This is a genomic window from Microbacterium sp. Leaf151, assembly GCF_001424225.1.
GTDB lineage: Bacteria > Actinomycetota > Actinomycetes > Actinomycetales > Microbacteriaceae > Microbacterium.
The window spans coordinates 18,303-44,611 of record NZ_LMOR01000002.1; the positions used below are offsets into that span (position 1 = coordinate 18,303).

The following is a 26,309-nucleotide window of genomic DNA, read 5'->3' on the forward strand; positions in this document are numbered from 1 at the left end:
AGGGCGGCGGTAGGCTGGCGGAATGAGTGGAACCGATCCCGAACCGCGTGGATCGTTCCTCGACGCCCTCAAGCGTCGCACCGTCTCGAGCGACCTCCAGCCCCCGGTCCCGCCCGGGCTGCGTCAGGCCACCGCCTATGCGTGGCGCCTGCTCGTCATCGCGGCGGCTCTCGCCGTCGTCGTCTTCCTCGTCATCCAGCTGAAGCTCCTCGTCATCCCGCTTCTCGTGGCCATCCTCGTGACGGCGCTGGTGTGGCCGGGCTTCTCGTTCTTGCTGCGCCATCGCTGGCCGAAGTGGCTCGCGATCATCGTGGCGGTGCTGGGGACGATCGCCATCATCTCGGGACTCGTGTGGCTCGCCGTATGGCAGATCACCCGCGAGTTCGGGTCGGTGCGCGAGCGCACCACGCAGGCGGTCGAGCAATTCCGCCTGTACCTCATCGACGGGCCGCTCCACCTCAGCGCTCAGCAGATCGACGATGGTCTGCGGCAGGCCGCCACCTTCCTCCAGCAGCAGGCGGAGGTGTTGTGGACCGGCGCCCTCGCCATCGGTACGACCCTCGGCCACGTTGCCACGGGGGTGCTGCTGACGCTGTTCATCCTGCTCTGCCTGCTCGCCGACGGCGGCGGCATCTGGCGCTGGACGACACGGCTCTTCCCCCGTGTCGCCCGCCCCGCCGTCGACGGCGCCGGTCGTGCCGGCTGGCGCACGGTCAAGAGCTATGCCCGCACGCAACTGCTGGTCGCGACCATCGACGCGGTCGGCATCGGTCTCGGCGCTTTCCTGCTCGGCGTTCCGCTCTCCATCCCGATCGGCGTGCTCGTCTTCCTCGGCGCGTTCATCCCGTTCGTCGGGGCGGTCGCGACGGGCGCTCTCGCGGTGTTCATCGCGTTGGTCTACAACGGCCCGCTCATCGCCCTGTTCATGCTGATCGTCGTCTTGGGTGTGCAGCAGGTCGAAAGCCACATCCTGCAGCCGATCCTCATGGGCTCAGCCGTCAAGGTGCACCCGCTGGCCGTCGTACTCGTCGTCGCCGGCGGTGCCATGATCGGCGGCATCGCCGGTGCCCTCTTCGCCGTGCCGCTGGCGGCGTTCGTCAACGTCGTCGCCGTCTACCTCGCGTCGAAGGCCTGGCAGCACGAGGGCGAAGCCCTGGCATCCCGAGATCTCATCTGGCAGACCGTCCCGCGCGAACGCGCAAGGAGACCATGAACGACACCCCCACCCTTGCCGAGTTCGAGGATGCCGCGCAGGCTCTGCGCGGCATCATCACGCGCACGCCGCTCGACGAGTCACTGCACCTCAGCGAGCTGCTCGGCGTGCCCGTCAACCTCAAGCTCGAGAACCTTCAGCGCACCGGCTCGTTCAAGATCCGCGGCGCGACCTATCGTCTCTCCCGCCTCACGGCGGAGGAGCGCGCCCGCGGCGTCGTCGCCGCCTCCGCCGGCAATCACGCCCAGGGTGTCGCGTTGGCCGCGCAGCAGCTCGGCATCGCCGCGACGATCTTCATGCCGCTGGGCGTTCCCGTGCCCAAACTGCTCGCTACCAAGGGCTACGGCGCCGAGGTGATCCTCGAGGGGGCCACCGTGGAGACCCCTCTGCGCCTCGCCGCCGAGTTCGCCGAGCGTACCGGTGCCGTGCTGATCCACCCCTTCGACCACCGCGACATCATCGTGGGTCAGGGCACGCTCGGCCTCGAACTGGTCGAAGACATGCCCGACCTCGAGACCGTGATCGTCGGCATCGGCGGGGGAGGGCTGGCGGCCGGTGTCGCGGCCGCGGTGAAGGCCCGCGCGGCCGCCGAGGGGCGCGAGGTGCGCATCATCGGGGTGCAGGCGCACAACTCCGCCGCCTATCCGTCGTCGCTGGCCGCGGGCTATCCGATGCAGGTCGCGACCACCCCGACCATCGCCGACGGCATCGCGGTCGCCCGTCCCGGCGACCTCCCGTTCGAACTGATCCGTCAGTACGTCGACGAGGTCGTCACCGTCACGGAGGACGACATCGCGCGAGCGCTCCTCGTCCTCCTCGAACGCGCGAAGCAGGTCGTCGAGCCGGCCGGCGCCGTCGGTGTGGCCGCCATCCTTGCGGGGAAGATCACGGCGCACGGCCCGACGGTCACTATCCTCTCGGGCGGCAACATCGACCCGCTGCTGCTCCAGCGCGTCGTGGCGCACGGGCTCTCGGCATCCGGGCGGTACATGTCGCTGCGCATCCCGCTGCCCGATCGTCCCGGGCAGCTCGCGCGAGTGTCGGAGCTGCTGGCCGGGGTCGGTGCGAACGTCATCGAGGTGCTCCACACCCGCCACGGACAGGGCCTGCAGATCAGCGAGGTCATCCTGCAGTTGAGCGTCGAGACGCGCGGCGCCGAGCACCGTGCGCTCGTCATCTCGACGCTGGAAGAGGCCGGGTTCGTCGCGACCGTCGTCCCCGACTGATCTCTCGGCGCGTCGTGGTCGTCGCGCCGCGGGGGTCGGCCCTGCGGGGCGCGTTTCGTGCAGCGGGGCGGGGCCGGCGCGCACCCCGGTGCACATCGGATGCCCCGGCGCGTGGCTCGGCGACGCCGCCGCTGCACGGCGGAACGCCGCCCTCGGCGCGGCAGGGCCGAAGCGGCGTCGAGGCATCCATACTTCTGAACGCCGCGAGCCGCCCACCCATCCGGGGGAGCGGCTCGCGAGCGAAAGGGGCTTACTGGCCCGAGTAGGTCTCGACCTTGACGATCTCGACCGCGATCTCTTTGCCGTTCGGCGCGGTGTACGAACCCTTGTCGCCCTCTTTGAGGCCGAGGATGGCGGCACCCAGCGGAGACGCCTCGCTGTACACGTCGAGCTCGGAGTCGGCGGCGATCTCGCGGTTGCCGAGCAGGAACTTCTCTTCACCACCGGCGATCACGGCGGTCACGACGGTGCCCGACTCCACGACACCGTGGCTCTCGGGGGCCTCGCCGACCTTCGCGTCTTTCAACAGCTGCTGGAGGGTGCGGATGCGCGCCTCCTGCTTGCCCTGCTCGTCTTTCGCGGCGTGGTAGCCGCCGTTCTCCTTCAGGTCGCCCTCTTCGCGCGCCGACTCGATGCGCTTGGCGATCTCCTCGCGACCCGTGGTCGAGAGGTGCTCCAGCTCATTGTGGAGACGGTCGTAGGCGTCTTGCGTGAGGAACGTCACCTGAGCGCCGTTGGACACGAGTACTCCTTCTTCGAGAGGCGAGCGGCGGTCGCACGGAACCGCCGGGCATATGTCGAACGCCCCGGCATCGAGCCGGGGCGCGTCGTGATTCCGCGAGTTTACGGCACCCAGCAGGCGTTGACAAAACCTGTCGTGGCCAGCGAGAGCGTGGGAATCGTCTCGCTGAAAGCCCGGGAATGCTCTTCGGATGCCGGGTACTGCACGACCCGCCACCCGACGGTGCCGTGCTCTTCGTCGCGGGCTTCGAGAGCGCACGCGACCGGCTGGCCGATGGGCGCCGTGATCTGGAACGTGGCGGAGACGGACCGGTCGTCGGTGACCGAGAACCCGGTGTCGGTCGCGGTGACCGACCCGGCGCTGCTGGCCACGGTCGTCCACCCGAGGTAGCCGATCGCACCGAGGGCCAGCACGGCGACGATCGACCAGCCGAGGAGGCGGCGCCGCGGGGAGCGCGTGCGCCCGTAACGGTCGTCGAGCAGGTCTTGCGTCGTCATGGTCTCCCCGGGCTTTAGGCTGGAGTTCCAGGCTACGCGCTCCCGCACCGAAGGACTCCATGCTCCCCGTGATCGTCGCCCTCGCGACCACGCCCTCACCGGTGGTGACCCCCGATGAGTCGATCGTCACACCCGGCCCGCTCGGTTTCGCCGCGATCGCCTTCATCGCGATCGCGGTGTTCCTCCTCGTCTGGGACATGCTGCGCCGCATCCGTCGCGGTCGCTACCGCGAAGAGGTGAACGCCGAGTTGGATGCCGAGGAGCAGGCGCGCTCAGCCGCCGCGGCCAGCGAGACCGACGACGAAGACATCGATCCTGCTCCGCCGCGTCGCTGATCCCGCCGGGCGTGGCTGAGGCGTGACCTCGGGGGCGCCGGCAGCGAGCCTCACTCGCGCCGGGCTCCGCCGAGGCGCGACCGCCCGTTCACCGCATCCGGGTCGCGGCAACGGAGTCGGATCAGGATGCCGCCGGCATCCGAATCAGTGGCACATCCTGCGGGTCTGCTGCATCCGGCGGCCTCGGCTCGCGAGGCACGTCCTCCGGTCGCCGCGGGAGATCTTCCTCTCAGCCGCCGTGGTAGGCGGGCTGGAGTGCGATGAGCAGGCACGCCGTCCAGTGGCAGAGGAATGCCAGCACCGTGCACACGTGGAAGATCTCGTGGAACCCGAAGTGCCCCGGCCACGGGTTGGGCTTCTTCACCGCGTAGATGATCGCGCCGGCGGTGTACAGCAGCCCGCCGACGACGACGAGGAGCATCATCGCGACATTCGCCGCCAGCAGGTCGCCGAGGTACATCACCGCGGCCCACCCGAGTGCCAGGTACAGCGCCACGTAGAGCCAGCGCGGCGCGTTGATCCAGAACACACGGAACAGGATGCCGAGAACGGCACCGCCCCACACGATCGACAGCAGCAGCACGGTCTTCGGCGTCGGCAGCGCCAGCACCGCGATCGGCGTGTACGTGCCCGCGATGAGCAGCAGGATGTTCGCGTGGTCGATGCGCTTGAGCACCGCCAGAGTCTTCGGCTTCCAGTGGAAGCGGTGGTACAGCGCGGAATTGCCGAAGAGCAGCATGGAGGTCGCCATGAACACCGCCGATGCCCACTTGGCGGGGGCGCCCTGCGCGAGCACGATCAGGACGATCCCCGCGGCGATCGCGACGGGGAACGTACCCGCGTGGATCCACCCGCGCCACGTCGGCTTGAGCTCGACCGCGGCGCCCACCGACCCTGCCTCGATGAGGGGGAGCTGGGGCATCTCGGGGCCGTCTGCGGGCGTCGGACGTGTCACACCTCGACACTACGTCCGCTCCCATGCTCCGGGGGGAACATGGCGCCGGCGCTCACCCGTCACCCGGGCGACGCCACCCCGAGCCCGCCGTGTGGCGGCCGTCGGACGCGGTAGCGTATGCGGGTGGCGCGCGTGTGGAAGAACGAGGGGCGAGGCCCCCTCTATCGTCTGTACATCTCGCGCCTCCGCCGCCGCATGCCGGCGACCGTGCCGCACCACGTCGCGATGATGATCGACGGCAACCGTCGCTGGGCGCGTCAGCTCGGGTACGACAGTGCCGCCCACGGCCACCGCGCCGGCGCAGCGAAGATGCACGAGTTCCTGCGATGGTGCGACGACCTCGGCATCGAGGTGGTGTCGCTGTACCTGCTGTCGAACGACAACCTCGTCAAGCGGGAGAGCAAAGAGCTGCAGGACCTGCTCGAGATCATCGCCGAACTCGCCCGAGAGCTGTCGCACGAGCCGAACTGGCGGGTGAAGCACGTGGGACGCGCGCACGGACTGCCGCCCGAACTCGCCGAGGTGCTGAACGAGGTCACCGAACGCACGCGCGGTCACAAGGGCCTGCACGTGAACCTGGCGGTCGGCTACGGAGGCCGCAGTGAGATCGTGGATGCCGTGCGCTCCATCATCGCCAAGCACGACGAGTCGGGTGGCTCGTTGGAGGAGCTCGCCGCGAGTCTCACTCCCGAGCAGATCGGCGAGCATCTGTACACGGGCGGTCAGGCCGATCCCGACCTGGTCATCCGCACCTCCGGAGAACAACGTCTCAGCGACTTCCTCTTGTGGCAGTCCGCACACTCGGAGTTCTACTTCGTCGAGGCCCTCGGGCCCGACCTGCGCGAGGTCGACTTTCTGCGAGCCATCCGCGATTTCGGCGCGCGCGATCGTCGTTTCGGGCAGTAGGCCCGACGGCCGAGACGCATTCACCCCCCCCGTGGCCAGTGGACGGGCACCGGCGCGAGGGCGCAGCGGAGGCCGGGCACGTCGAAGGGTCTGCCCTTCACGCGGGCGGAACGAGCGGCATCCGCCGAACTACTTTCCGGACGATGAGCCGCGCGAACAAGGTGTTCATGAACTCGTCACATTCGCGGCGTGTTAACGACCCTCGCGACTCTCGGAGCGTCGTACGGTGAAGCATCGGACACGGAGTCCGATCGAGTCGGCCTTCGGATTGCGACTCGTGACCCACAGGTCGACTCGTGAAAACCGGGTGAAACACCCGGGTCGGGAGTGGGTTGTGGCTACACGAGCACCGTACGACCAGCGTCACGTCGTCGAGAGCGCAAAGTCCGAAGCGGGGGCCGATCAGGCGCTTCGCACGTACGTCCTGGACACCTCCGTCCTTCTGAGTGACCCGCGGGCGTTCTTCCGCTTCGCCGAGAACGCGGTGGTGATCCCCGTCGTCGTGATCATGGAACTCGAGGGCAAACGTCACGACCCCGAGATCGGGTACTTCGCCCGCCAGGCGCTGCGCCACCTCGACGAGCTCCGCGTCGAGCACGGCCGTCTCGACTTCCCGGTCGCCGTCGGCGACAACGGCTCGCTCCGCGTCGAGCTGAACAACACCGACCCCAGCGTGCTGCCCTCCGGCATGCGCACGGGTGGCAACGACAGCCGCATCCTCGCCGTGGCGATGAACATCGCCAAGGACGGCGCCGAGGTGACCGTGGTGTCGAAGGACCTGCCGATGCGCGTCAAGGCGGCATCCCTCGGCCTGAACACCGAGGAATACCTCGCCGAGCAGGCGATGGACTCCGGGTGGACGGGCATCTCCTCGATCGACGTGTCGGGCGACGACCTCGCCGACCTCTACGAGACCGAGGTCGCCGTCAGCGACGCGGTGAAGGGGATGCCGGTCAACACCGGTCTCGTCATCCACTCCGAGCGCGGCTCCGCCCTCGGTCGCGTCACCGGCAAGGGCGAGTACCGTCTCGTCCGCGGCGACCGCGAAGCGTTCGGACTGCACGGCCGGTCGGCTGAGCAGCGCATCGCGCTCGACCTGTTGCTCGACCCCGAGGTGGGCATCGTCTCGCTCGGCGGACGAGCCGGCACCGGTAAGTCGGCGCTGGCCCTGTGTGCGGCGCTGGAAGCCGTGCTGGAGCGGCAGCAGCAGAAGAAGATCATCGTCTTCCGCCCCCTCTTCGCGGTCGGTGGACAGGAGCTCGGCTATCTCCCGGGCGATCAGGCCGAGAAGATGGGTCCGTGGGGCCAGGCGGTCTTCGACACGCTGGGTTCGGTCGTCTCGGGGAACGTGCTCGAGGAGGTGCTCGCGAGGGGCATGCTCGAGGTGCTGCCGCTGACGCACATCCGTGGCCGTTCGCTGCACGACGCCTTCGTCATCGTCGACGAGGCGCAGTCGCTCGAACGCAACGTGCTGCTGACCGTGCTCAGCCGCATCGGCCAGAACTCCCGCGTGGTGCTGACCCACGACGTCGGTCAGCGCGACAACCTGCGCGTCGGGCGTCACGACGGTGTCGCATCGGTCATCGAGACGCTGAAGGGTCACGGCCTCTTCGGCCACGTCACCCTGACGCGGTCCGAGCGCTCCGCGATCGCGGCTCTGGTGACCGAGCTGCTGGAGGCCGGCGAGCTGTCGTAGGACCGGATGTAGCGAGGGGCCGGGATGCCATGGCATCCCGGCCCTTCGCCGAGAAGGCGGCGATCCACGCAGATGAGAGCTTTCTCATTTTCGGCTCCCCCCTCTCTCACGAAAACCGGCCAGAGTAGAACACGTCGACGAAGGAGACTTCGTCACCGCTTCGGCGGTTCCCCCATGGAAACAAGAGAACACGTCACGCGCAGGTCACCGCTCTTCGGGTGAGCCGGAAGACCACCGGACGCGTCTCTCCAGAACCCCCGGTGCCCCCCGCCGGGGGTTTTCGGGGTTCACGGCGCTGCCGCACGGCGACTCACTCCCAGCGGTAACCGGCTCCTCGCACCGTGACGATATGACCCGACCCGACCTTCGCGCGCAGATAGCGTACGTAGACGTCGACCACGTTGGATGACGGGTCGAAGTCCATCCCCCAGACGCGGCTGAGCAGCTGCTCGCGGCTGAGCACCTGCCCGGCATGGCGGAGGAACTCCTCGGCGAGGGCGAACTCGCGAGCGCTGAGGTCGATCTCGCGGCCGGCGACCGTCGCGCGCCGGGCGAGGATGTCGAGCGAGACGTCGCCGTGGCCGATCGTCATCGAGCCCACCGTGACCGGCTCGCGCAAGCGCGAGCGCACGCGGGCGAGCAGTTCGTCGAATTTGAAGGGCTTCGCGACGTAGTCGTTCGCTCCGGCGTCGAGACCGTCGACCGTGTCGCGCGTGCTGGTGCGCGCGGTGAGCATGATGACGGGGATTGTCGATCCCTGGCCGCGGAGGCTCCGCAGCACCTCGAAACCGTCGAGCGAGGGCAGCCCCACATCGAGCAGCACCAGGTCGACCTCACCGGCGAGCGCGGTGTCGAGCGCGTCAGCGCCGTCGTCGACGATCAGCGTCTGGTAGCCCGCGGACTCCAGCCCCTTCGCCACGAAGGAGGAGATGCGCTCCTCGTCTTCCGCGATGAGGATGCGGGTCATCCGGTGGCCTCTCTCTGCATGACGACGTCGCCCGCGCGTACGGGCGTGGGAAGATCGGCCGGCGACAGCGCACCGGCCACGGGGATGTGGAGCACGACCGTGGCGCCGCCGCCGGGGGTGTCGACGACGGCGCAGTGTCCGTCATGCGCCTTGGCGATGGCATCCACGATCGAGAGGCCGAGGCCCGAACCTTCGACACCCCGACGGGTGGACAGTCGGTCGAAGCGGCGGAACACGCGATGGCGGGCGGCCGGGGGGATGCCGGGACCGTGGTCGCGCACCCACAGGTGGGCGGTGCTGTCGTCGACGGAGCTGCCGATCTCGATGGGGCTGCCTTCAGGGGTGTACTTCGCGGCGTTGTCGGCGAGCTGGAGCCACGCCTGCACCAGACGGTCGGCGTCGCCGCGGATGCGGGCGCGGGCGCGCCGCTCGACGCTCCAGGTGTGTCCCGCGATCGCTCCCGCGAGTTCCGCGACGCGGTCGGTGAGCGCTCCGACGTCGATGACGGCATCCGAGAGAGCACCGGTCTCGATGTCGGCGAGGGCGTCGATGTCGTCGACGAGGCGAGAAAGGCGGTCGAGCTCGGCGATGCCGAGGTCGCGTGTCTCGGTGACGTCGTGCGGGTCGGCGGGATCCATCATCTCGAGGTGGCCGCGGACGATGGTGATGGGCGTCTTGAGCTCGTGCCGCACGTCGTCGAGCAGCTGGCGCTGCGCATCGACCGACATCGCGAGGCGGTCGAGCATGGAGTTGACCGAGGTGGTGAGATCGGAGATCTCGTCGTTGCCGCGCGCGCGCAGGCGCGTGCCCAGGTCGTCGATCGTGATCGCGTCGGCGGTCGCACGCAGACGCCGCAACGGCGAGAACAGGCGGCCGGTGACGAAGTACCCCGCGATGCCGATGAGGATCAGCACCGCCAGCGCCGTGATGCCGTAGGTGGTGGTGGAGAGGGTGACGAGCTCCATCCGCTGATCGATCGAGATGACCTGCACGACGGTGCCGCCGCGTGCGGGCACCGCGGCGTAGAGGAGGGGGCCCTGATTGCTGTCGAGGCGTCCCGTGAGGCGCCCCTCGGCCACGACCCCGGCGAGGGATGCCACGAGCTCGGCGTCGTCGGCCAGACGCAGGCCCGGGGGTGAAGGCGTCGCGGCGAGCACCTGCGCGTCGGCGAGGGCGAGCGTGCCATCGGTGCGGCCCGGAATGGCCGCGGCGATGAGGTCGGCGGCATCCTGACCGCTCGTCGACACCGTCGAGACGAACCCGTCGAGCTGACGCTCGGCGTTGGCGATCACGCGATCGCTCTGCACGAGGAACGTGACGCCACCGGCGAGGATCATGCCGAGCAGCACGACGCCGAGGATCGCGCCGAGAAGTCGCCCACGCGTCGAGACGGGTCTCGTCGCGGGGCTCATCCTCCGATTATGGCGCGCCTCGGCGTCGTGGACGTGCGTGGGATGCTCAGCCGGGGTGCGTCATCGACAGCAGGTCGAGTTTGGCGTCGAGCACCTCTTCGGTGATCTCGCCCCGTTCGACGTAGCCGAGATCGACGACGGCCTCACGAACGGTGATGCCCTTGGCGACGGAATGCTTGGCGATCTTGGCAGCGGCTTCGTAACCGATGACCTTGTTCAGCGGCGTGACGATCGAGGGCGACATACCGGCGAAGGCCTCGGCGCGGGCCACGTTGGCCTCGAGGCCGTCGATGGTCTTGTCGGCGAGCACGCGCATGGCGTTCGAGAGCAGGCGGATCGACTCCAGCAGCGCCGTGCCCATGACGGGGATGGCGACGTTGAGCTCGAACGAGCCCGAGGCGCCGGCCCACGCGACGGTCGCGTCATTGCCGATGACCCGAGCGCAGACCATGAGGGTGGCCTCGGGGACGACCGGGTTGACCTTGCCGGGCATGATCGAGGATCCGGGCTGCAGGTCGGGGATGTGCAGCTCGCCGAGACCGGTGTTCGGTCCCGATCCCATCCAGCGGATGTCGTTGTTGATCTTGGTCAGCGACACGGCGATGGTGCGGAGTGCGCCGGACGCCTCGACCAGGCCGTCGCGGTTGGCCTGCGCCTCGAAGTGGTCCTTCGCCTCGGTGATCGGCAACCCGGTCTCGGCCGCGAGCAGCTCGATGACCTTCTGCGGGAAGCCGAGGGGCGTGTTGATGCCGGTGCCGACCGCAGTGCCGCCGAGGGGCACCTCGCCGACGCGGGGGAGCACCGCCTGCACGCGCTCGACACCCAGGCGCATCTGGCGGGCATAGCCGCCGAACTCCTGGCCGAGGGTGACGGGGGTGGCGTCCATGAGGTGGGTGCGACCCGACTTCACAATCCCCTTCCACGCCTGCGCCTTGGTCTCGAGCGCCACCGAGAGGTGCTCGAGAGCGGGGATGAGATCGGTGATGAGGGCTTGGGTGACGGCGATGTGCACCGAGGTGGGGAACACGTCATTGGAGGACTGCGAGGCGTTCACGTGATCGTTGGGGTGAACGCTCGACCCGAGGATGCCGGTCGCCAGTGTCGCGAGCACCTCGTTCATGTTCATGTTCGACGAGGTGCCGCTGCCGGTCTGGTAGGTGTCGACGGGGAACTGCGCGTCGTGGCGACCGGTGACGACCTCGTCGGCGGCCTGGGCGATGGCATCCGCGATCTGTCCGTCGAGGGTGCCGAGCTCTTTGTTGGCGAGCGCGGCGGCCTTCTTGATGCGCGCGAGGGCGGCGATCTGCGTCGATTCGAGCCCGGACCCGGAGATGGGGAAGTTCTCGACGGCGCGCTGCGTCTGCGCGGCGTAGAGGGCGTCCTTGGGCACCCGCACTTCACCCATGGTGTCGTGTTCGATGCGGTACTCGATGTCGGTCACGTCGTCGTTCCTCCAGATCGGTGTTCGGTGGTTCTCAGCTGCGGGCGGCTTCGACGCGCTCGTCGACCACATCGCCCACGATGACGACGGGGGACGCTTCTCCCTCGTCGAGACGGTAATTGGCGCCCACGACGGCGGTACGGCCCTCGGCCACCGCCTCGCTGATGAGTTCGGATGCGCGCAGCAACTCGGCCACGGTGTGGCGCAGGTGCTCGCGGCCGACCTGTTCGGGGTCGACGTGCTCGGGCAGGCGTCCGTCAACCGCACTGGCGCGCTGCACGCGGCGCACCGCCGGCACGATGGGGGCGATCTGACGCCAGATGTAGGCAGGCAGGGTCGGGGCATCGAGGCCGGTGCTGTCGATTGCGGCCCCCACGGCGCCGCAGGCGTCGTGCGCGAGGACGACGATGAGCGGCACTTCGAGGACCCCGACGGCGTACTCGAGGCTGCCGATGACCGAATCCGAGATGACCTGGCCGGCGTTTCGCACGACGAACAGGTCGCCGAGCCCCTCGTCGAAGATGATCTCGGCGGCCAGACGCGAATCGGAGCAGCCGAACAGCGCCGCGGTGGGGTGTTGCGAGCTGGCGAGCTCGGTGCGACGCTCCACGTCTTGCCGGGGATGGGCGGGAGCACCCGCGATGAATCGCTGGTTTCCCTCCACCATCTGCTGCCACACCTGACGGGGGGTCATGCGCTCGCTCACGGAACCTCTCTCAACTGCTCGACCTGGTCGGTGACGGATGCGGCCGCCAACGCCGCCGTCTCCGGGGCTGCGTCGCCGTAGACGAGCACGTAGTCGGGGCCGGCCGGTGCGGCCAGGGCGTAATCGATGTTCCCCGTACCCGACGGGTTGGCGGGCCGGTAGACGTTCCAGGTGATGCCGTCGATCTCGGTCGTCTCGGTGCTGCGGGTGCCGTCGAGCACCTGACCGACCCAGGCCTCGTCGGCGTCGAAGCCCTGAGCGACGCGGAGGAAGCCCGACTCGCCGGAGCGGACGTAGACCATCGTCCACGCCTCGGTACCCCCGACGCCCTCGACAGTGGCCTGGTTGACACGCCAGCCCTCGCCCAGCGAGGGCGACAGCACGGGGCGCCCGCGCTCGGCTTCGAGATCAGCGGCCAGGGCGGGCACGTCGGGCGCAGGCCGCGGCGCCGGTTCTCCCCGGGGGACCGCGGCGACGACGACGACGACGACCGCGATGATGACGAGCAGCGCCGCGATGAGATTGCGGAAGGTCTTGCTCGAGCGGTACCGACGCGAGGACTCCGCCTTGCGGTCGGCTGTCTCTTGCGGGGTCTCGGGGCGACCGAGGTGCGCGACGACGCGGGCCATCACTCGTCTCCTTCGCCACGAGCGGCGTCGAGTCGGCGCTTCGCCCCGAGCAGCCACTCTTCGCACCGGGCGTACAGCTTCTCGCCGCGCTCCCAGAGGGCCAGTGACTCTTCGAGCGTCGGTGCGCCCTGCTCGAGCTCGGCGACGACGCGCACGAGCTCGTCGCGAGCCTGCTCGAACGAGAGGGACGCGACGTCGGCGGCGGAGCCGGGGGTCGTCGCGGTCATGGCATCCATTCTAGGCGGGACCCACCGACACCCCGTCGCCGGTTGCCTCGGCATCGAGGGGTCGATCCGCGGTCGCCGGGGAATCGGCGCGATCCGCGGCGTCCGTCTGCGGCTCGTCGGATCCATCCGCGCTCGCCGCGTCGTGCGCGACGGCGTCGGGGACGGTCCCCTCCGATCGGGCGGCGACGCTGCCCTGTTCGACAGTCACGCGCAGGGCGGTCCCGACCGGGGCGTCGGCCGCGTCACGCAGCACCGAACCGTCGGGGAGTTGCGCGATCGCGTACCCGCGGGCCAGCGTCGCGAGGGGCGAGAGCGCGCGGAGCCCTGCGCCGAGCTCGTTCGTGCGACGCCGTTCGCCCTCGATGCGGCGGTCGACGATGTCGCGACCGCGATTCGACAGCATCCACAGCTCCTGGGCCCGCGAGGTGAGCATCGAGTGGGGCGCGCGCAGCGCCGGGCGCGAGCGGATCTGCTCGAGTTGGGCGATGTCGTGCAGCACACGCTGTGTGAGGCGTCCCGTCAGTCGTGCGCGCAGTTGCGCCACGAGCGCCCGCTGCTCGCTGACGTCGGGCACGACCCGCTTGGCGGCGTCGGTGGGCGTCGAAGCGCGGACGTCGGCGACGTCGTCGAGCAGGGGTCGGTCGTTCTCGTGGCCGATGGCGCTGACGATCGGAGTGGATGCCGAGGCCACCGCGCGCAACAGCCGCTCATCGCTGAAGCCGAGCAGCGTCTGAGGATCGCCGCCGCCGCGCGCGATCACGATCACGTCGACGTCGGGGTCGGCATCCAGTGCCTTCAGCGCCGCGATCGTCTCGGGTACGCATCGCTCACCCTGCACGGCGGCGTGCTTGGTGCGGAAGCGCACCCGCGGCCAGCGCAACTCGGCGTTGCGGTGGACGTCTTTCTCGGCATCAGAATTCTCGCCCGTGATGAGGCCGATGCAGTGGGGGAGGAAGGGCAGCTTCTTCTTGCGAACCGGGTCGAAGAGGCCCTCCGACCGCAACTGCACACGCAGGGCCTCGAGGCGCTCCAGTTGCTCGCCGAGGCCCACGTGGCGCATCGCCGAGATCGAGAACGAGAAGTCGCCGGTGCGGGGGAAGTAGTCGGCCTTGACGCATGCGACGACGTGGTCGCCCACCTTGAGGTCTTTGGGCAGACGGTTCAGCGTGCTCGACCAGATGCGGAACGCGACGGTCGATTCGGTTCCCAGATCTTTCAGGCGTCCGAATACGTTGCCGCCGCGGCGGTTGAAGGAGGTGATCTCGCCCTCGACCCACACCGACCCCCAGCGCTCGATGAAGCCGCGGATCGTGTCGTTCAGCCGGGAGACCGAGGTGGGGGCGTCGGTGCGGGAGTCGCGCGGGTGCACGCTGTCGGCGGGCGGCGCCTGCCCTGCGACGGTCTCGGGGTGGAAGGAGGTCATGTCACTCGCTCGGATGCGCGCCGACGGCGGGGTGCGCGTGAGGCGACAGGGTCTCGGACGGGAAGGGGCTCATCATATCCATGCGGGTCTCGGTGGGGGAGGTTCGGCCGGCGTCCAGGGGCACCCCGGTAGAATCGCGGGGTGAGCTCACCTGCCGTGCACCTGCCCGTTCCCCGCATCCCGGGTCGACGCGGGCGGCTCCAGGATATCCCCGTCGTCGGAAAGAAGAAGGTGCTGCTCGCCGCACCCCGTGGATACTGCGCGGGCGTCGATCGCGCGGTCATCGCCGTCGAGAAGGCGCTCGAGCGATACGGCGCCCCGGTCTATGTGCGCAAGCAGATCGTGCACAACATCCACGTCGTCACCGAGCTCGAGAAGAAGGGCGCCGTCTTCGTCGAGGAGGTCGACGAGGTGCCCGCAGGCTCGCACGTCGTCTTCAGCGCCCACGGTGTGTCGCCCGCCGTCGTGTCGGCGGCATCCGACCGGGGACTCCAGGCGATCGACGCCACCTGCCCGCTCGTGACGAAGGTGCACCGCGAGGCGGTGCGCTTCGCGCGCGACGATTTCGAGATCCTGCTGATCGGCCACGAGGGCCACGAAGAGGTCGAGGGGACGGCCGGCGAGGCCCCCGAGCACGTCACCGTGGTGAACTCGCCCGAGCACGCCGACGAGATCGAGGTGCGCGATCCGTCGAAGGTCGTGTGGCTGTCGCAGACGACCCTGTCGGTCGACGAGACGATGGAGACCGTACGTCGCCTGCGCGAGCGCTTCCCGCAGCTGCAGGATCCGCCGTCCGACGACATCTGCTACGCCACGCAGAACCGCCAGGTCGCGATCAAGAAGGTCGCCGTCGGTGCTGATCTCGTGATCGTGGTGGGCTCGGCGAACTCCTCCAACAGCGTCCGCCTCGTCGAGGTCGCCCTCGAGTACGGCGCGAAGGCGGCCTACCGCGTCGACTACGTCGACGAGGTCAAGCAGGAGTGGCTCGAGGGCGTCCAGACCGTGGGCGTGACCAGCGGCGCCTCGGTTCCCGAGGTGCTCGTCACCGAGGTGCTTGAAGAACTCGCCGGTGCGGGGTACCGCGACGTCGAAGAGGTGCGCACCGCCGAGGAAGACCTCATCTTCTCGCTCCCGAAAGAGCTGCGTCAGGATGCCAACGGCCAACGCGACAGCCGCGCGCTCGGCGGTCGGAGCAGCGCGTGAGCGACGCCTCGTCCGAGAACCCCGAGGCCCGGCCGCGCCCGCAGTACGGCGAGTACGCCACTCCCGAAGAGCAGCGCGCGCGCATCCAGCGACCCGAGGTGACCGAGGCGCTCGAGGCCGGTGTGGCCCCGCAGCCCGAGCCGCCTGCGGCGGCACCGGCGTCAGCGCCCACACCCGCCGCTGCACCCCGACCCGGAGCGTTGCGCGGACCGCTGTGGGACCGCATCATCACGGGTGGTCTGCTGGCCTACGGGCTCGTCTCCACGGTGTCGACCATCGTGCAGCTGCTCGACTTCCCGCGCTACGCCGAGTCGGCCGCCGCCGTGCTGAGCGTCGACGCGACCTATACGAACCTGCAGGCGGGCTACGTCTGGGGTGCGGCCGCAGCCCTCGTCTACGGCATCGGATGGCTGCTCACCGCCCTGCTCACCTGGCGGCGGTTGAGGCGAGGTCGCATCGCGTTCTGGATCCCCCTCGCGGGTTTCGTCGCCACCGCACTGATCGCCGGTGTGTGCGTCACCCTCGCCTTGGTCGGCGATCAGCAGTTCATGACGGCCATCATCGGCAGCGCCCCGAACTGAACCGGGTGAGCCGGCATCCCGTGTTCATTCGAGAGGGTTTCTCGAGACGGGGAGAGGGGATGCCGTGGTGCGGGACGAGCACGCGCAGCTGACGGCGCTGTACGACGCGCACGCCGTCCCCGTATGGCGGTACGTCGTGAGCCTGACCGGCGATCACTCCGGCGCCGACGACGTGGTGCAGGAGACCCTTCTGCGCGCATGGCGCACGCCGCGGGTGATGACCGACGATCCCTCGTCACTGCGGTCGTGGATGTACACCGTCGCCCGCAACATCGTCATCGACGAGGCGCGCAGCGCCCGGCGCCGTCATGAACTGCCCGTGGACGAACTGCCCGAGCGGGTGCGTGACGACGATACGGATGCCATGTTCGACGCCCTGCTCGTCGAGGAGGCACTGGCCACCCTCACTCCCGACCACCGCGCCGTCATCGTCAGCGCCTATTACGGCGGGCGCAGCGTCGCCCAGGCGGCCGAGGAGCTCGGCATACCCGCCGGAACCGTCAAGTCGCGTCTGCACTACGCCGTGCGGGCGCTGCGGCTCGCGCTGCAGGAAAGAGGGGTGACCCGATGACCGCCGATCACGAGCGCCTGTCCGACGCGGACGGCGCCTACGTCCTCGGAGCCCTGAGCGCCGCCGATCGAGCGGAGTTCGAAGCGCACCTCGCGGTGTGCACCGAGTGCCGGGCAGCCGTCTCCGAACTCGCGCCGACCGCCGGGCTGCTGTCGCGGCTGTCCGTCGAGCGGGCGCGCGCCGTGGGCGAGTCGACCGGCCCGGTGCCGATCTCGGAGCCCCATCCGTCGTTGCGGGGCCGCTTCGTGCGAACGGCGCGTCGTCGGCGCGCCCGCCGCGTCACGGCGTGGACGCTGGCGGCATCCGTCGCGCTGGTCGCGATCGCCGTGCCGAGCGTCATCGCGGTGACCGGTGCAGTGCAACCGTCGGGGGCGGTCTACGCGCTCGACGACATCGGGGGAGCGCCCCTCAAAGCGTCGGTCAAGCTCACCTCCGTGCCCTGGGGCACGCGCATCGACCTCGTGTGCCAGTACACCGGGCAGGTGCTCGACGCGCCGCCCGGCGGCTGGCCCTACGCCCTCGCGATCACCGACGATGCGGGGTCGACGAGTGTGCTGTCGACGTGGCGCGCCGGCCCGGGATCGACGACTGAGCTGAGCGCCGGCACCGACCTCGCCGCAGCGGACATCGACGCGGTCGAGATCCGCACGGTCGACGGCGACCGCGTCGTGATGCGGCGGACGTTCGACACGCCGTGAGTCGGGCCCGCGGAGCGGGATCGGCCATCTCGTGGACGCTCGAGGCGAATCGGCGCGGCGCCGACGAGGCCCGCGGCGCTCCGCCGCGCAGTCGGGAAGCGCTGCGGCGACGTTCTAGCATCGTCGCATGCCCCGTCTCGTCGCCGTCTGCGCCGTCCACACCCTGCATCCGGATGCCGGATCCGTCGGCGTCACCGCCATCGACAAGCGCCCGATCGAGGGCGACGTTCGCGTCGGAAAGCTGGGCGTCCGCGCCGACGTGCAGGCGAGCCGGAAGCATCACGGCGGTCCCGACAAGGCGGTGTACGCCTACGCCCACGAGGACGCGGAGTTCTGGGAGCGAGAGCTCGACCGAGATCTCCCCTCCGGGTGGTTCGGAGAGAACCTCCGCGTCGAGGGGCTCGACGTCAACGGCGCCCGCATCGGCGAGATCTGGCGCATCGGCGACACCGTCGAGGTGGAGGTGACGATGCCCCGCACCCCGTGCGCGACGTTCGCGCGGTGGGTCGGCGGCTCCGCGGCGCGCGGGTGGGTGAAGCGCTTCTCCGACGAGGGGCGACTCGGCGCGTACCTGCGCGTGCGCCGGGCCGGCGACGTCCGGGCGGGGGATGCCATCGAGGTGCTGTCGGTACCCGAGGGCGCGCCGACGGTGATCGAGGTGTACCGGAGCTGACGCTCCGGGTCTCGGCATCCGGTCGCCCTCGCGCGCGCACAACGGCGGGGAATTTCGGTGACACGCCGTTCGCGGTGGCGTGTCATCAGCGTGTCGCCGAGCCGACCCGCCGTTGCGCACGGCGGGCGCGTGTCGCGGCTCAGGCTCGGGCCGCGGCATCCGGAAACGACGAACGCCCCGGTACGGAGACCGGGGCGTTCGCTCGAGCGGGTGTGTCAGCTCTTCGACTGGCCGTACGAGCCGAGCTGCTTGGTGGCCTCGACCACGCGCACGGCCATCGCGGACTCGGCGACCTTGCCCCAGGCGCGGGGGTCGTACTGCTTCTTGTTGCCGACCTCGCCGTCGAGCTTCAGCACGCCCTCGTAGTTCGAGAACATGTAACCGGCGATCGAGCGCGTGAAGGCGTACTGGGTGTCGGTGTCGATGTTCATCTTGACGACGCCGTTGGCGACGGCGAGGGCGATCTCGTCATCGGTCGAGCCGCTGCCGCCGTGGAACACGAGGTCGAGGGGCTTGGGTCCGGTGCCGAAGTGCGCGGCGATGCCTTCCTGGATCTCGCCGAGCAGCTCGGGGCGGAGCTTCACACCGCCGGGCTTGTACACGCCGTGCACGTTGCCGAAGGTGAGGGCCGAGATGTAGCGGCCGTTCTCGCCGAGGCCGAGGCGCTCGACGGCCTTGGTGACGTCGGCGACCGTGGTGTACAGGGCGTCGTTCGAGCCCTCGTGCTGAACGCCGTCTTCTTCGCCGCCGACGACGCCGACCTCGATCTCGAGGATGGCGTTGATGTTCTTCATGCGGGGGAGGAGGTCGGCCGCGATGTCGATGTTCTCGTCGAGGGGAACGGCCGAGCCGTCCCACATGTGCGACTGGAAGATCGGGTTGCGGCCGGCCTTCACCTCTTCTTCCGAGGCCTCGAGAAGGGGGAGGACGAAGCCGGGCAGAGCATCCTTGGGGCAGTGGTCGGTGTGCAGGGCCACGGTGATCGGGTAGTTCTTGGCGACCTCAGTGACGTACCGGGCGAAGGCCAGCGCGCCGGTGGCGCGGGCCTTGACGGTGTGGCCCGCGAAGTAATCGGCGCCACCGGTGGTGACCTGGAGGATGCCGTCGGAGCCGGCCTCGGTCAGGCCCTGGAGCACCGAGTTGATGGTCTGCGAGCTCGAGACGTTGATCGCGGGGTACGCGAAGCTGCCGGCCTTGGCGCGGTCGAGCATGTCGGCGTACTGCTCAGGGGTAGCGACGGGCATGGAGGTGCTCCTTGGTGTTGTCGGGACACCGTCAGCCTAGCGAAGGCGTCGGATCGTGACATGGCGCGCGCGACAGGAACCGGCCACTTCTGCGGAAACGTTAAGAAGCGCCATTCCTTCGCCCCGGGAGTGGTGAAAACCCGCGATTGTCGTCGCTTTGCTGGATACAGTGGGCCCCATGGTGAGCCTGACTGCCGACATGAGCCCTTTGCACCCCGACCGCAACCTGGCTCTGGAGTTGGTGAGGGCGACGGAAGCGGCATCCATCCGCGCCGTCCCCTTCATCGGGCGAGGCGACAAGGAAGCCGCTGACGGTGCCGCGGTCGACGCGATGCGCGCCTTCTTCAGCACCGTCAACTTCGACGGCACGATCGTCATCGGCGAGGGCGAGAAGGACAACGCGCCCATGCTCTACAACGGGGAGCGCGTGGGCAGCGGCCGCGGCCCCCAGTGCGACGTGGCCGTGGATCCGATCGACGGTACCTCGCTGACCGCCGCCGGTCGCCAGAACGCCCTCTCGGTGATCGCGGTGTCCGACCAGGGCACCATGCTCGAGGCCTCGAGCGTCTTCTACATGGACAAGCTCGTGACCGGTCCCGCGGGAGTGGGTGTCGTCGACATCCGCCTGCCGATCGGTGAGAACATCCGCCTTCTCGCGAAGGCCCTCGGCAAGCCCGTCGACGAGCTCGTCGTCTCGGTGCTGAACCGCCCGCGGCACGAGCAGCTCATCGCCGACATCCGCGAGGCCGGCGCCGGCACCCGTCTGATGAGCGACGGCGACGTGGCCGGCGGCATCAACGCGGCCCGTCACAACGCCCGCACCGACATGTGCGTCGGCATCGGCGGCAGCCCCGAGGGGATCGTGACCGCCTGCGCGATCAAGGCGCTCGGCGGTCACATCCAGGGAGTGCTCGCACCTCGCACCGACGACGAGAAGGAGAAGGGCCGGGATGCCGGACTTTTGATCGACGGCGAGGTGTACGAGGCCGACGGTCTGGTGAAGGGCAAGAACACGATCTTCGTCGCCACTGGCGTGACCGATGGTCAGCTCGTTGCGGGCGTGCGCCGCGAGGGCGACTTCCTTTACACCGAAAGCGTCGTTCTGCGTGGGGCGTCGGGGACCCTGCGCCGCATCACGTCGGAACACCTGACGTCGAAGTGGCTGTGACGCCGGCCCTCCTGGGCTGAGTGGTGCATCTCGCGAGACGGCATCTCGCTGACATGACGGCTGCATGCTGCAACCGTCTCGTCGGCGGGGGGCCGTTTCGACGTGCAGGGGGCAGCCGTGCGGCGCGCAGATGGTCCGCGCAGGTGCAGTCGGGCGTGTCGTGACGCAAGCGTGACCGGTCTCTCAGGAGGACTCTGGCACAATCGGTAGAGGTGTCAACGGTGACGCTGTGTTCTTCCGAGACCCGAAGGGGGATCGTCCGTGACTACAGCTCCGACGAACCAGACCGCACCTCAGACAGGTGCCCAGGCGGTCATCGCCAGCGCCGTCGACCCGGCACGCCGACCCGACGTACTGCTGCGCGTGCGCCGCGCCGAGGGCCACGAAGTGAGCGCCTGGTGGATGGTCGGCGCCTTCGTCGGCGTCTCCGCCGCCGTCATCAGCCTGCTCAGTTGGGTGCCCGGCGGCGCCTGAGCCGCGGGCTCACCGACACACCGTTCAGGCGTCATCGGCGGCCAGCCCCGCCCTCTCGCGCACATCACCGAGGTCGGCTCCCGAGAGCCGCGGCGATGAAGCGTCTTCATCCGTCCGCGCGATGGACGACTGTCGTGGATCGGACTCCAGGTCGAGCATCTCGGGTGCCGTCCACCGTCTGGGCACGGAGTCGACGGCGCCGGGAGCCGCGACCACGTCGAGCTTGGTCTCATCGATACCGGGGAACTTGCGTGCGGTGACCAGCACCCGTGTCTCGAGCGACCCTGCGAACTTGTTGTAGCTGTCGACCGTGCGCTCGATGGCGCGGCGGAGGTCGCCCGCGTGGCTCGCGAGGACGCCCACCCGGTCGTACAACTCGGTGCCGAGGGCGAAGAGGGTGCGCGCCTCGTCTGAGACGTCTTGCTGCGTCCACGTGAAGGCGACTGTCTTCAGCACCGCCCAGAGGTTGACGGGAGAGGCGAGGGCCACTCGACGCGTAAAGGCGTAGTCGAGGAGGGCCGGATCTTCATCGAGCGCGGACGCCAGCAATGATTCGCTCGGAAGGAAGCAGACGACGAATTCGGGGCTCGTCGTCAGCCCGGCCCAGTAGGCCTTCTTGGCGAGCGCGTCGACGTGGGCGCGAACGGCGCGTGCGTGTTTCGTCAGGAGCGCCGCGCGCCGCGCTCCTTCCTCGCCGGCGGCCGTGACGGCGATGGCGCTCGCCTGCAGGTACGCGTCGAGGGGGACCTTGGCATCCACCGCGAGGGCCTTGCCGCCCGGGAGGCGCACCACCATGTCGGGGCGACCCGCGCCGGCGTCGCTGGAGATCGTCGCCTGCAGGTCGAAGTCGACGTAACGGGTGAGACCGGCCGCCTCGACGACCCGCCGCAACTGCGTCTCGCCCCAGACGCCGCGGGTCGTGCCGGAACGCATCGCGGAGGCGAGGGACTCGGTGGTGGCGCGGAGTGCTTCGTCGGCCTCGCGCGAGAGCCGCAGCTGCTCGCCGAGCGCGGAGTACTGCTCGACACGGTCGCGCTCGAGGCCGTCGACCTTGCGCTGCATCGCGTCGAGCGTGTCGCGCACCGGGTCGAGCGCACGCAGGACCGTCTGCTCGCGACGCTCGCGTTCCTCTCGTGCGGCTTGGTCGGCGCGGGATTGCCCGACCAGCTCTCGGTACAACGCGACCTGATGGTCGAGTTGGGCCTGTACACCCACACGTGCCGTCTCGGCGGCGGCGGCACGCGAGCCCAACGCCTGCTGTTCGATCGCAGCCCGCGCGGAGGCCCGCGACGACCCCACGAACCACCCGGCGGCGACGCCGAGGGCGAGGGCGAGGATCACGAAGAGGAGGGCGCTGGCATCCATGTTCCGAGCATGCACCAGACCTCCGACATCGCCGGAGTGACGCCGCCGGTGGTGCTCAGGCGACGGCGCGTTCGACCGCTTCGACCGCGATCTGCGAGACCCGCACGCCGAGGTGCGCGGCCAGGGCGTGCACGTCTTCGGCGCCCGCGCGGCGCGCGCAGTCGATGGTGATCTCGGCGCAGGCGACGGCGTCGGCGAGCGCGTCATGGTGCGCGAAGGGGGAGCATCCGGCCTCGGCGGCGACGAGCGGAAGGCGATACGAGGCGAGCGCGTACGTTTTGCGCGACATCTGCACGCTGCAGAGGTAGCGGTAGGGCGGGCACTCGTCGCCCGTCGCGGCGCAGGCCCGACGCAGCACCGACATGTCGAAGCCGGCGTTGTGCGCAACCAGGACGTCGGCGCCGGCGAAGGCGGTGAGGCGTGCGAGCTGATCGCTCCACGACGGCGCGTTCACCACGTGGGCGGGCTGGATGCCGTGGATGCCAACGTTGATGGGGGCGAAGTCGTCGTGTCCGGCCGGGGGCTTGATCAACCAGGCGGCGGTCGCGACCACCCGGCCGCCCCGCACTCGGGCGAGGCCGACCGCGCACGCGGACGCGCCGCTGGAGTTCGCCGTTTCGAAGTCGATCGCGGTGAAGTCCAATGCCACGGATCCACCCTGACCCGCCGCCGCGTCGAAGGGGTGAGGCGCGCCGGGGTCGGCGGCATCCGAGGTGCGGTCGGGTGCGGGGGAGCGCGGACGAGCCGACCCCGAGACGCGCGCATGCGTCGACGCGGCGGTCGAGGTGGTTGTGGCATCCCTCCCCGACCTGGCCGACGGAGGGGCGGTCGCATTGTCGTACGTCACGCACGCGTTCCGCGCGCGACGACACTGATCGCGTCGGCGACGTTGCGTCCCGGAGCTCGACGCGTCGGCGAGAGGAGCCGAGGACGTTGAGCGGGCGGCGGCCGGGTAACCTGGACTCCCGTGGCTCTTACCATCGGAATCGTCGGCCTTCCCAACGTCGGCAAGTCGACCCTCTTCAACGCCCTGACCAAGAACTCGGTGCTCGCCGCGAACTACCCGTTCGCCACGATCGAGCCCAACGTCGGGGTCGTGAACCTTCCCGATGCGCGGCTGCAGAAGCTCGCCGACGTGTTCAGCAGCGAGCGTCTCGTGCCGGCCGCGGTGTCGTTCGTCGACATCGCCGGCATCGTGCGCGGAGCCAGCGAAGGTGAGGGCCTCGGCAACCAGTTCCTCGCCAACATCCGTGAGGCGGATGCCATCGCCCAGGTCGTCCGCGGATTCGCCGACGACGACGTGGTCCATGTCGACGGCAAGGTCAACCCCGCCGGCGACATGGAGACGATCAACGCCGAGCTCCAGCTCGCCGACCTGCAGACGCTCGAGAAGGCGATCACGCGGTACGAGAAAGAGGTCAAGGGCAAGAAGCTCGACCCCTCGGTGCTCGACACCGCGAAGGCCGCACAGGACGCGCTTCAGCGCGGCGTGCTGCTCTCGGCATCCGAAATCGACCTCTCGCCGATCCGCGAGCTGGGTCTGCTGACCGCGAAGCCCTTCATCTTCGTCTTCAATGTCGATGAGGCCGTGCTCACCGACCCCGCGCGCAAAGATGAACTGTCGGCGCTCGTCGCGCCCGCGAAGGCCGTCTTCCTGGATGCCAAGATCGAGTCCGAGCTGATCGACCTCGACCCCGAAGATGCCGCCGAGTTGTTGGCATCCACCGGTCAGGACGAGTCCGGCCTCGACCAGCTCGCCCGCATCGGCTTCGACACGCTCGGCCTGCAGACCTACCTCACCGCGGGGCCGAAGGAAGCGCGCGCGTGGACGATCCCGCAGGGCGCGAAGGCCCCGCAGGCGGCCGGTGTCATCCACACCGACTTCGAGAAGGGCTTCATCAAGGCGGAGGTCATCTCGTTCGCCGACCTCGTCGAGCTCGGCTCGGTCGCCGAGGCCCGCTCCAAGGGCAAGGCGCGCCTGGAGGGCAAGGACTACGTCATGCAGGACGGCGACGTGGTGGAGTTCCGCTTCAACAACTGACGGACGCCATCATTGGGACGAGCGGGCTCGGGGACTCACGTGGACGGCCTTCGTCCGTCGGCGGCTCGTCGACCACGCCTTGAGGAGCGACAGCGTCGCATCCGGCTGCGTGCGGTGGTTCATCCCAGACGGGGCGGGCGGGAACGGCAGAGTGCTTCGTCGATGCTCCGTGATCGAGCGGTCGTCGGCACTCCGTTCAGCTCGGGCGAGAGCGTTTCGAATGCCTGAGCGCCGCGACCAGGCATCGAACCTCCCACGCGGTCGCGGCTCCCGTAACGACCGTGAGAACGAGCGCGACGACCCATTGCAGCGGGGTGAGGGCGAGCAGCGGCGCGGCGAGGAACGTCACGACGAGCCCACCCGCGAACAGCGCGGCGAAGATGACGAGGAATATCGCATGGCCGGCGGGAGATCTTCTGGGCTCGTGCTGCGACATGTCGAGGAGGCTACCCCGACACCGGGTTCCCGTGCTGGGTGATCACGCCGGCACGGCGTAGACCACCCGGTTGTCGACGTACGTACCGGCATCCCGGTCGAAGACGCCGCCGCAGGTGATGAGCCGCAGCTCGTCACGGGCGGTGGCTCCGAAGACGCGGGCGGTGGGGAAGGCCGACTTGGGATAGTCGGCGGTCTCGGTGACGCGGTAGTCGTGCGCGACGCCGTCGGCGCCGTACACCTCGACGACGTCCCCCACCGCGAGGTCCTCTAGAGCCTGGAAAACCGCGGGGCCCGTGGGTGAGTCGACGTGGGCGGCGATGACGGTGGGTCCGTTTCCGCCGGGGCGCCCCCCGCCGGAGAACCATCCGACCTCGTCGTAGTCGACCGGAACCTCCATGCCCCCGTCGTCGGCGATCCCCAGTTCGATCAACGGCTCGTCGAGCGTGAGGGCCGGGATGACGACGCGTGCGGGGGCGACGGGTACGGGCGGGGCCGCCGCGTCCACGTCGGGCGGCGCGATCGTCGTGGACGGGGTCGCGACGGCCGTCGGGGCCGGTGGGGAAGGTGTGGGGGAGGCCGCCTGCGGCGCCGCGCTGCACCCCGCGCAGATCAGCACGGCGACGAGCGCGAACGCGCACGCGGTGCGCGCCGGCCACCCCAGCGGGGTCTGCCGCCGCGCACCGCGCCGCGCGTCGATCACTCGGCCGCGGCCGCGCGGCGGCGCTGGACGACGAAGGCGGTGGCGGCGGCGAGGCCGAGCCCGCCGGCCGTTGCGGCGAGTCCCCAACCGGAGAACTCACTCGTTGCCGCTCCACCGGCGCCGGTGTCGACCCCGCCGACGGGAATGGACGTCAGCTGGCCGCGGACCACTCCGGCGGCGAAATCGACGGTGTGGGAGTCGCCGGTGAAGCCGGCGGGGTTCGCCTCGATCTGCTTGAGCGAGAAGTTCGTCCCGGTGTCGGCACCGTTGGCGACGACGCCGGTGGTGAAGGGACCCTGCAGGCATCCTGACGAGGTGCGCGGGCCGTCGCCGACGGGCGCGGGGTTGGGGAAGGCGATGCGCGGCGGGCCGGGCTTGCCGACGGCGGCCTCATGGATGTGCGTCGCCGTCTTCGCCGGGCTCTGGTAGTCGCCGCTGACCCCCTCGAGGCGGATGTCGTAGCAGATGATCTCCTGGTCGGAGTTGATGCGGAACGTGAACGTGCCGGTCGCACCGCTCTGCCCCGGTGTCGCCACCCCGTCGTTGTTGATCACCTGGTCGGGCGTCGCCATCACGGTGAATGCGCTCGTGAACTGCGACGGTTCGTCGACCTCGGTGTCGGCGAAGGCGGGGGAGCCCACGGCCAGCAGGGCGACACCGGCCAGGGCGCCGATCGTCACCGGGCGGGCGTACGTCTTCTTCGTCATCGTCGTGCCTTTCGATCGGGACGCGGAGCGTCCGGTTGAGGGCGTGTACGACAGGGAGCGGCCGAGCGTTC

At 69.7% G+C, this 26,309-nt stretch carries 29 protein-coding genes; 13 read left to right on the top strand and 16 right to left on the bottom strand.

Annotated elements, in window-relative coordinates:
• Positions 1-22 precede the first annotated feature (22 nt).
• Both ASF76_RS04160 and ilvA read left to right on the top strand, forming a co-directional pair.
• Complete coding sequence (locus ASF76_RS04160; protein WP_055953507.1) at positions 23-1,213, top strand: AI-2E family transporter; 1,191 nt, start codon at positions 23-25, stop codon at positions 1,211-1,213.
• A complete protein-coding gene (ilvA, locus tag ASF76_RS04165; RefSeq protein WP_055953510.1) occupies positions 1,210-2,439 on the top strand; it encodes a threonine ammonia-lyase in 1,230 nt (409 codons plus the stop codon). Before ASF76_RS04160 ends, ilvA begins: the two co-directional genes overlap by 4 nt.
• Before the next feature lie 250 nt (positions 2,440-2,689).
• Here ilvA and greA read toward each other — a convergent pair whose 3' ends face one another.
• On the bottom strand, positions 2,690-3,181 hold the full coding sequence (greA, locus tag ASF76_RS04170) for a transcription elongation factor GreA (protein ID WP_055953513.1): 492 nt from the start codon (positions 3,179-3,181) through the stop codon (positions 2,690-2,692).
• 101 nt (positions 3,182-3,282) lie between these two features.
• Positions 3,283-3,678 (bottom strand): DUF4307 domain-containing protein, encoded by a 396-nt coding sequence (locus ASF76_RS04175; RefSeq protein WP_055953517.1) that lies wholly within the window; start codon positions 3,676-3,678, stop codon positions 3,283-3,285.
• Positions 3,679-3,737: 59 nt separating this feature from the next.
• Between ASF76_RS04175 and ASF76_RS04180 the strand changes: the two genes are divergently transcribed.
• Positions 3,738-4,013, top strand: coding sequence for a hypothetical protein (locus ASF76_RS04180; protein WP_055953520.1), 276 nt, complete (start codon positions 3,738-3,740; stop codon positions 4,011-4,013).
• Positions 4,014-4,242: 229 nt separating this feature from the next.
• Here ASF76_RS04180 and trhA read toward each other — a convergent pair whose 3' ends face one another.
• A complete protein-coding gene (gene trhA, locus ASF76_RS04185; RefSeq protein WP_055955253.1) occupies positions 4,243-4,935 on the bottom strand; it encodes a PAQR family membrane homeostasis protein TrhA in 693 nt (230 codons plus the stop codon).
• 150 nt (positions 4,936-5,085) lie between these two features.
• On the opposite strand from trhA, the gene ASF76_RS04190 reads away from it, so the two are divergent.
• Both ASF76_RS04190 and ASF76_RS04195 read left to right on the top strand, forming a co-directional pair.
• A complete protein-coding gene (locus ASF76_RS04190) occupies positions 5,086-5,874 on the top strand; it encodes an isoprenyl transferase (protein ID WP_055953523.1) in 789 nt (262 codons plus the stop codon).
• 334 nt (positions 5,875-6,208) lie between these two features.
• Complete coding sequence (locus ASF76_RS04195; RefSeq protein WP_055953526.1) at positions 6,209-7,570, top strand: PhoH family protein; 1,362 nt, start codon at positions 6,209-6,211, stop codon at positions 7,568-7,570.
• A gap of 310 nt (positions 7,571-7,880) precedes the next feature.
• On the opposite strand, the gene ASF76_RS04200 is transcribed toward ASF76_RS04195, so the two are convergent.
• The 7 genes from ASF76_RS04200 to xseA are packed head-to-tail and all read right to left on the bottom strand — an operon-like array spanning position 7,881 to position 14,375.
• Positions 7,881-8,537, bottom strand: coding sequence for a response regulator transcription factor (locus tag ASF76_RS04200; protein WP_055953529.1), 657 nt, complete (start codon positions 8,535-8,537; stop codon positions 7,881-7,883).
• Positions 8,534-9,949 carry a sensor histidine kinase gene (locus ASF76_RS04205; RefSeq protein ID WP_082484857.1) on the bottom strand — a complete coding sequence of 472 codons (1,416 nt, stop codon included), beginning with the start codon at positions 9,947-9,949 and terminating at the stop codon, positions 8,534-8,536. Before ASF76_RS04205 ends, ASF76_RS04200 begins: the two co-directional genes overlap by 4 nt.
• Before the next feature lie 46 nt (positions 9,950-9,995).
• Positions 9,996-11,390: a class II fumarate hydratase gene (locus ASF76_RS04210; protein ID WP_055955259.1), complete on the bottom strand. Its 1,395-nt coding sequence runs from the start codon at positions 11,388-11,390 to the stop codon at positions 9,996-9,998.
• Positions 11,391-11,424: 34 nt separating this feature from the next.
• Positions 11,425-12,096, bottom strand: coding sequence for a carbonic anhydrase (locus ASF76_RS04215; protein WP_082484858.1), 672 nt, complete (start codon positions 12,094-12,096; stop codon positions 11,425-11,427).
• Positions 12,093-12,725, bottom strand: coding sequence for a DUF4245 family protein (locus ASF76_RS04220; RefSeq protein WP_055953532.1), 633 nt, complete (start codon positions 12,723-12,725; stop codon positions 12,093-12,095). The genes ASF76_RS04215 and ASF76_RS04220 overlap by 4 nt, the downstream gene beginning before the upstream one ends.
• Complete coding sequence (locus tag ASF76_RS04225) at positions 12,725-12,952, bottom strand: exodeoxyribonuclease VII small subunit (RefSeq protein WP_183420116.1); 228 nt, start codon at positions 12,950-12,952, stop codon at positions 12,725-12,727. The genes ASF76_RS04220 and ASF76_RS04225 overlap by 1 nt, the downstream gene beginning before the upstream one ends.
• A 10-nt stretch (positions 12,953-12,962) precedes the next feature.
• A complete protein-coding gene (gene xseA, locus ASF76_RS04230; protein ID WP_082484859.1) occupies positions 12,963-14,375 on the bottom strand; it encodes an exodeoxyribonuclease VII large subunit in 1,413 nt (470 codons plus the stop codon).
• 141 nt (positions 14,376-14,516) lie between these two features.
• Between xseA and ASF76_RS04235 the strand changes: the two genes are divergently transcribed.
• From ASF76_RS04235 to ASF76_RS04255, 5 genes are all read left to right on the top strand, one after another.
• Positions 14,517-15,578 (top strand): 4-hydroxy-3-methylbut-2-enyl diphosphate reductase, encoded by a 1,062-nt coding sequence (locus ASF76_RS04235; RefSeq protein ID WP_200936078.1) that lies wholly within the window; start codon positions 14,517-14,519, stop codon positions 15,576-15,578.
• Complete coding sequence (locus ASF76_RS04240) at positions 15,575-16,159, top strand: DUF6264 family protein (protein WP_055953538.1); 585 nt, start codon at positions 15,575-15,577, stop codon at positions 16,157-16,159. The genes ASF76_RS04235 and ASF76_RS04240 overlap by 4 nt, the downstream gene beginning before the upstream one ends.
• A gap of 64 nt (positions 16,160-16,223) precedes the next feature.
• Positions 16,224-16,730 carry a sigma-70 family RNA polymerase sigma factor gene (locus ASF76_RS04245; protein WP_082484860.1) on the top strand — a complete coding sequence of 169 codons (507 nt, stop codon included), beginning with the start codon at positions 16,224-16,226 and terminating at the stop codon, positions 16,728-16,730.
• Entirely contained in the window at positions 16,727-17,428 is a 702-nt protein-coding gene (locus tag ASF76_RS04250) for a zf-HC2 domain-containing protein (protein WP_055953540.1), read from the top strand. The genes ASF76_RS04245 and ASF76_RS04250 overlap by 4 nt, the downstream gene beginning before the upstream one ends.
• A gap of 127 nt (positions 17,429-17,555) precedes the next feature.
• Positions 17,556-18,101, top strand: coding sequence for an MOSC domain-containing protein (locus tag ASF76_RS04255; RefSeq protein WP_055953543.1), 546 nt, complete (start codon positions 17,556-17,558; stop codon positions 18,099-18,101).
• 215 nt (positions 18,102-18,316) lie between these two features.
• Here ASF76_RS04255 and fbaA read toward each other — a convergent pair whose 3' ends face one another.
• Positions 18,317-19,345, bottom strand: a complete 1,029-nt coding sequence (fbaA, locus tag ASF76_RS04260) for a class II fructose-bisphosphate aldolase (protein WP_055953545.1) — start codon at positions 19,343-19,345, stop codon at positions 18,317-18,319.
• Between the two features lie 178 nt (positions 19,346-19,523).
• Here fbaA and glpX point away from each other — a divergent pair, with 178 nt between their 5' ends.
• Entirely contained in the window at positions 19,524-20,513 is a 990-nt protein-coding gene (glpX, locus tag ASF76_RS04265) for a class II fructose-bisphosphatase (RefSeq protein WP_055953548.1), read from the top strand.
• Positions 20,514-20,774: 261 nt separating this feature from the next.
• Positions 20,775-20,987, top strand: a complete 213-nt coding sequence (locus ASF76_RS04270; protein ID WP_055953550.1) for a hypothetical protein — start codon at positions 20,775-20,777, stop codon at positions 20,985-20,987.
• 24 nt (positions 20,988-21,011) lie between these two features.
• Here the strand turns inward: ASF76_RS04270 and rmuC are convergent, their stop codons facing one another.
• Both rmuC and ASF76_RS04280 read right to left on the bottom strand, forming a co-directional pair.
• Complete coding sequence (gene rmuC / locus ASF76_RS04275; protein ID WP_055953554.1) at positions 21,012-22,352, bottom strand: DNA recombination protein RmuC; 1,341 nt, start codon at positions 22,350-22,352, stop codon at positions 21,012-21,014.
• A gap of 55 nt (positions 22,353-22,407) precedes the next feature.
• Positions 22,408-23,001: a 3'-5' exonuclease gene (locus ASF76_RS04280; protein ID WP_055953557.1), complete on the bottom strand. Its 594-nt coding sequence runs from the start codon at positions 22,999-23,001 to the stop codon at positions 22,408-22,410.
• Positions 23,002-23,319: 318 nt separating this feature from the next.
• On the opposite strand from ASF76_RS04280, the gene ychF reads away from it, so the two are divergent.
• Complete coding sequence (gene ychF / locus ASF76_RS04285; protein ID WP_055953560.1) at positions 23,320-24,393, top strand: redox-regulated ATPase YchF; 1,074 nt, start codon at positions 23,320-23,322, stop codon at positions 24,391-24,393.
• A 196-nt stretch (positions 24,394-24,589) separates the two neighbouring features.
• Here the strand turns inward: ychF and ASF76_RS04290 are convergent, their stop codons facing one another.
• The 3 genes from ASF76_RS04290 to ASF76_RS04300 all read right to left on the bottom strand — a co-directional run bounded on the left by ASF76_RS04290 (position 24,590) and on the right by ASF76_RS04300 (position 26,238).
• Complete coding sequence (locus ASF76_RS04290; protein WP_055953563.1) at positions 24,590-24,829, bottom strand: hypothetical protein; 240 nt, start codon at positions 24,827-24,829, stop codon at positions 24,590-24,592.
• A gap of 42 nt (positions 24,830-24,871) precedes the next feature.
• Entirely contained in the window at positions 24,872-25,336 is a 465-nt protein-coding gene (locus ASF76_RS04295; protein WP_235561233.1) for a class F sortase, read from the bottom strand.
• 191 nt (positions 25,337-25,527) lie between these two features.
• Positions 25,528-26,238 (bottom strand): CHRD domain-containing protein, encoded by a 711-nt coding sequence (locus ASF76_RS04300; protein WP_055953566.1) that lies wholly within the window; start codon positions 26,236-26,238, stop codon positions 25,528-25,530.
• Positions 26,239-26,309 lie beyond the last annotated feature (71 nt).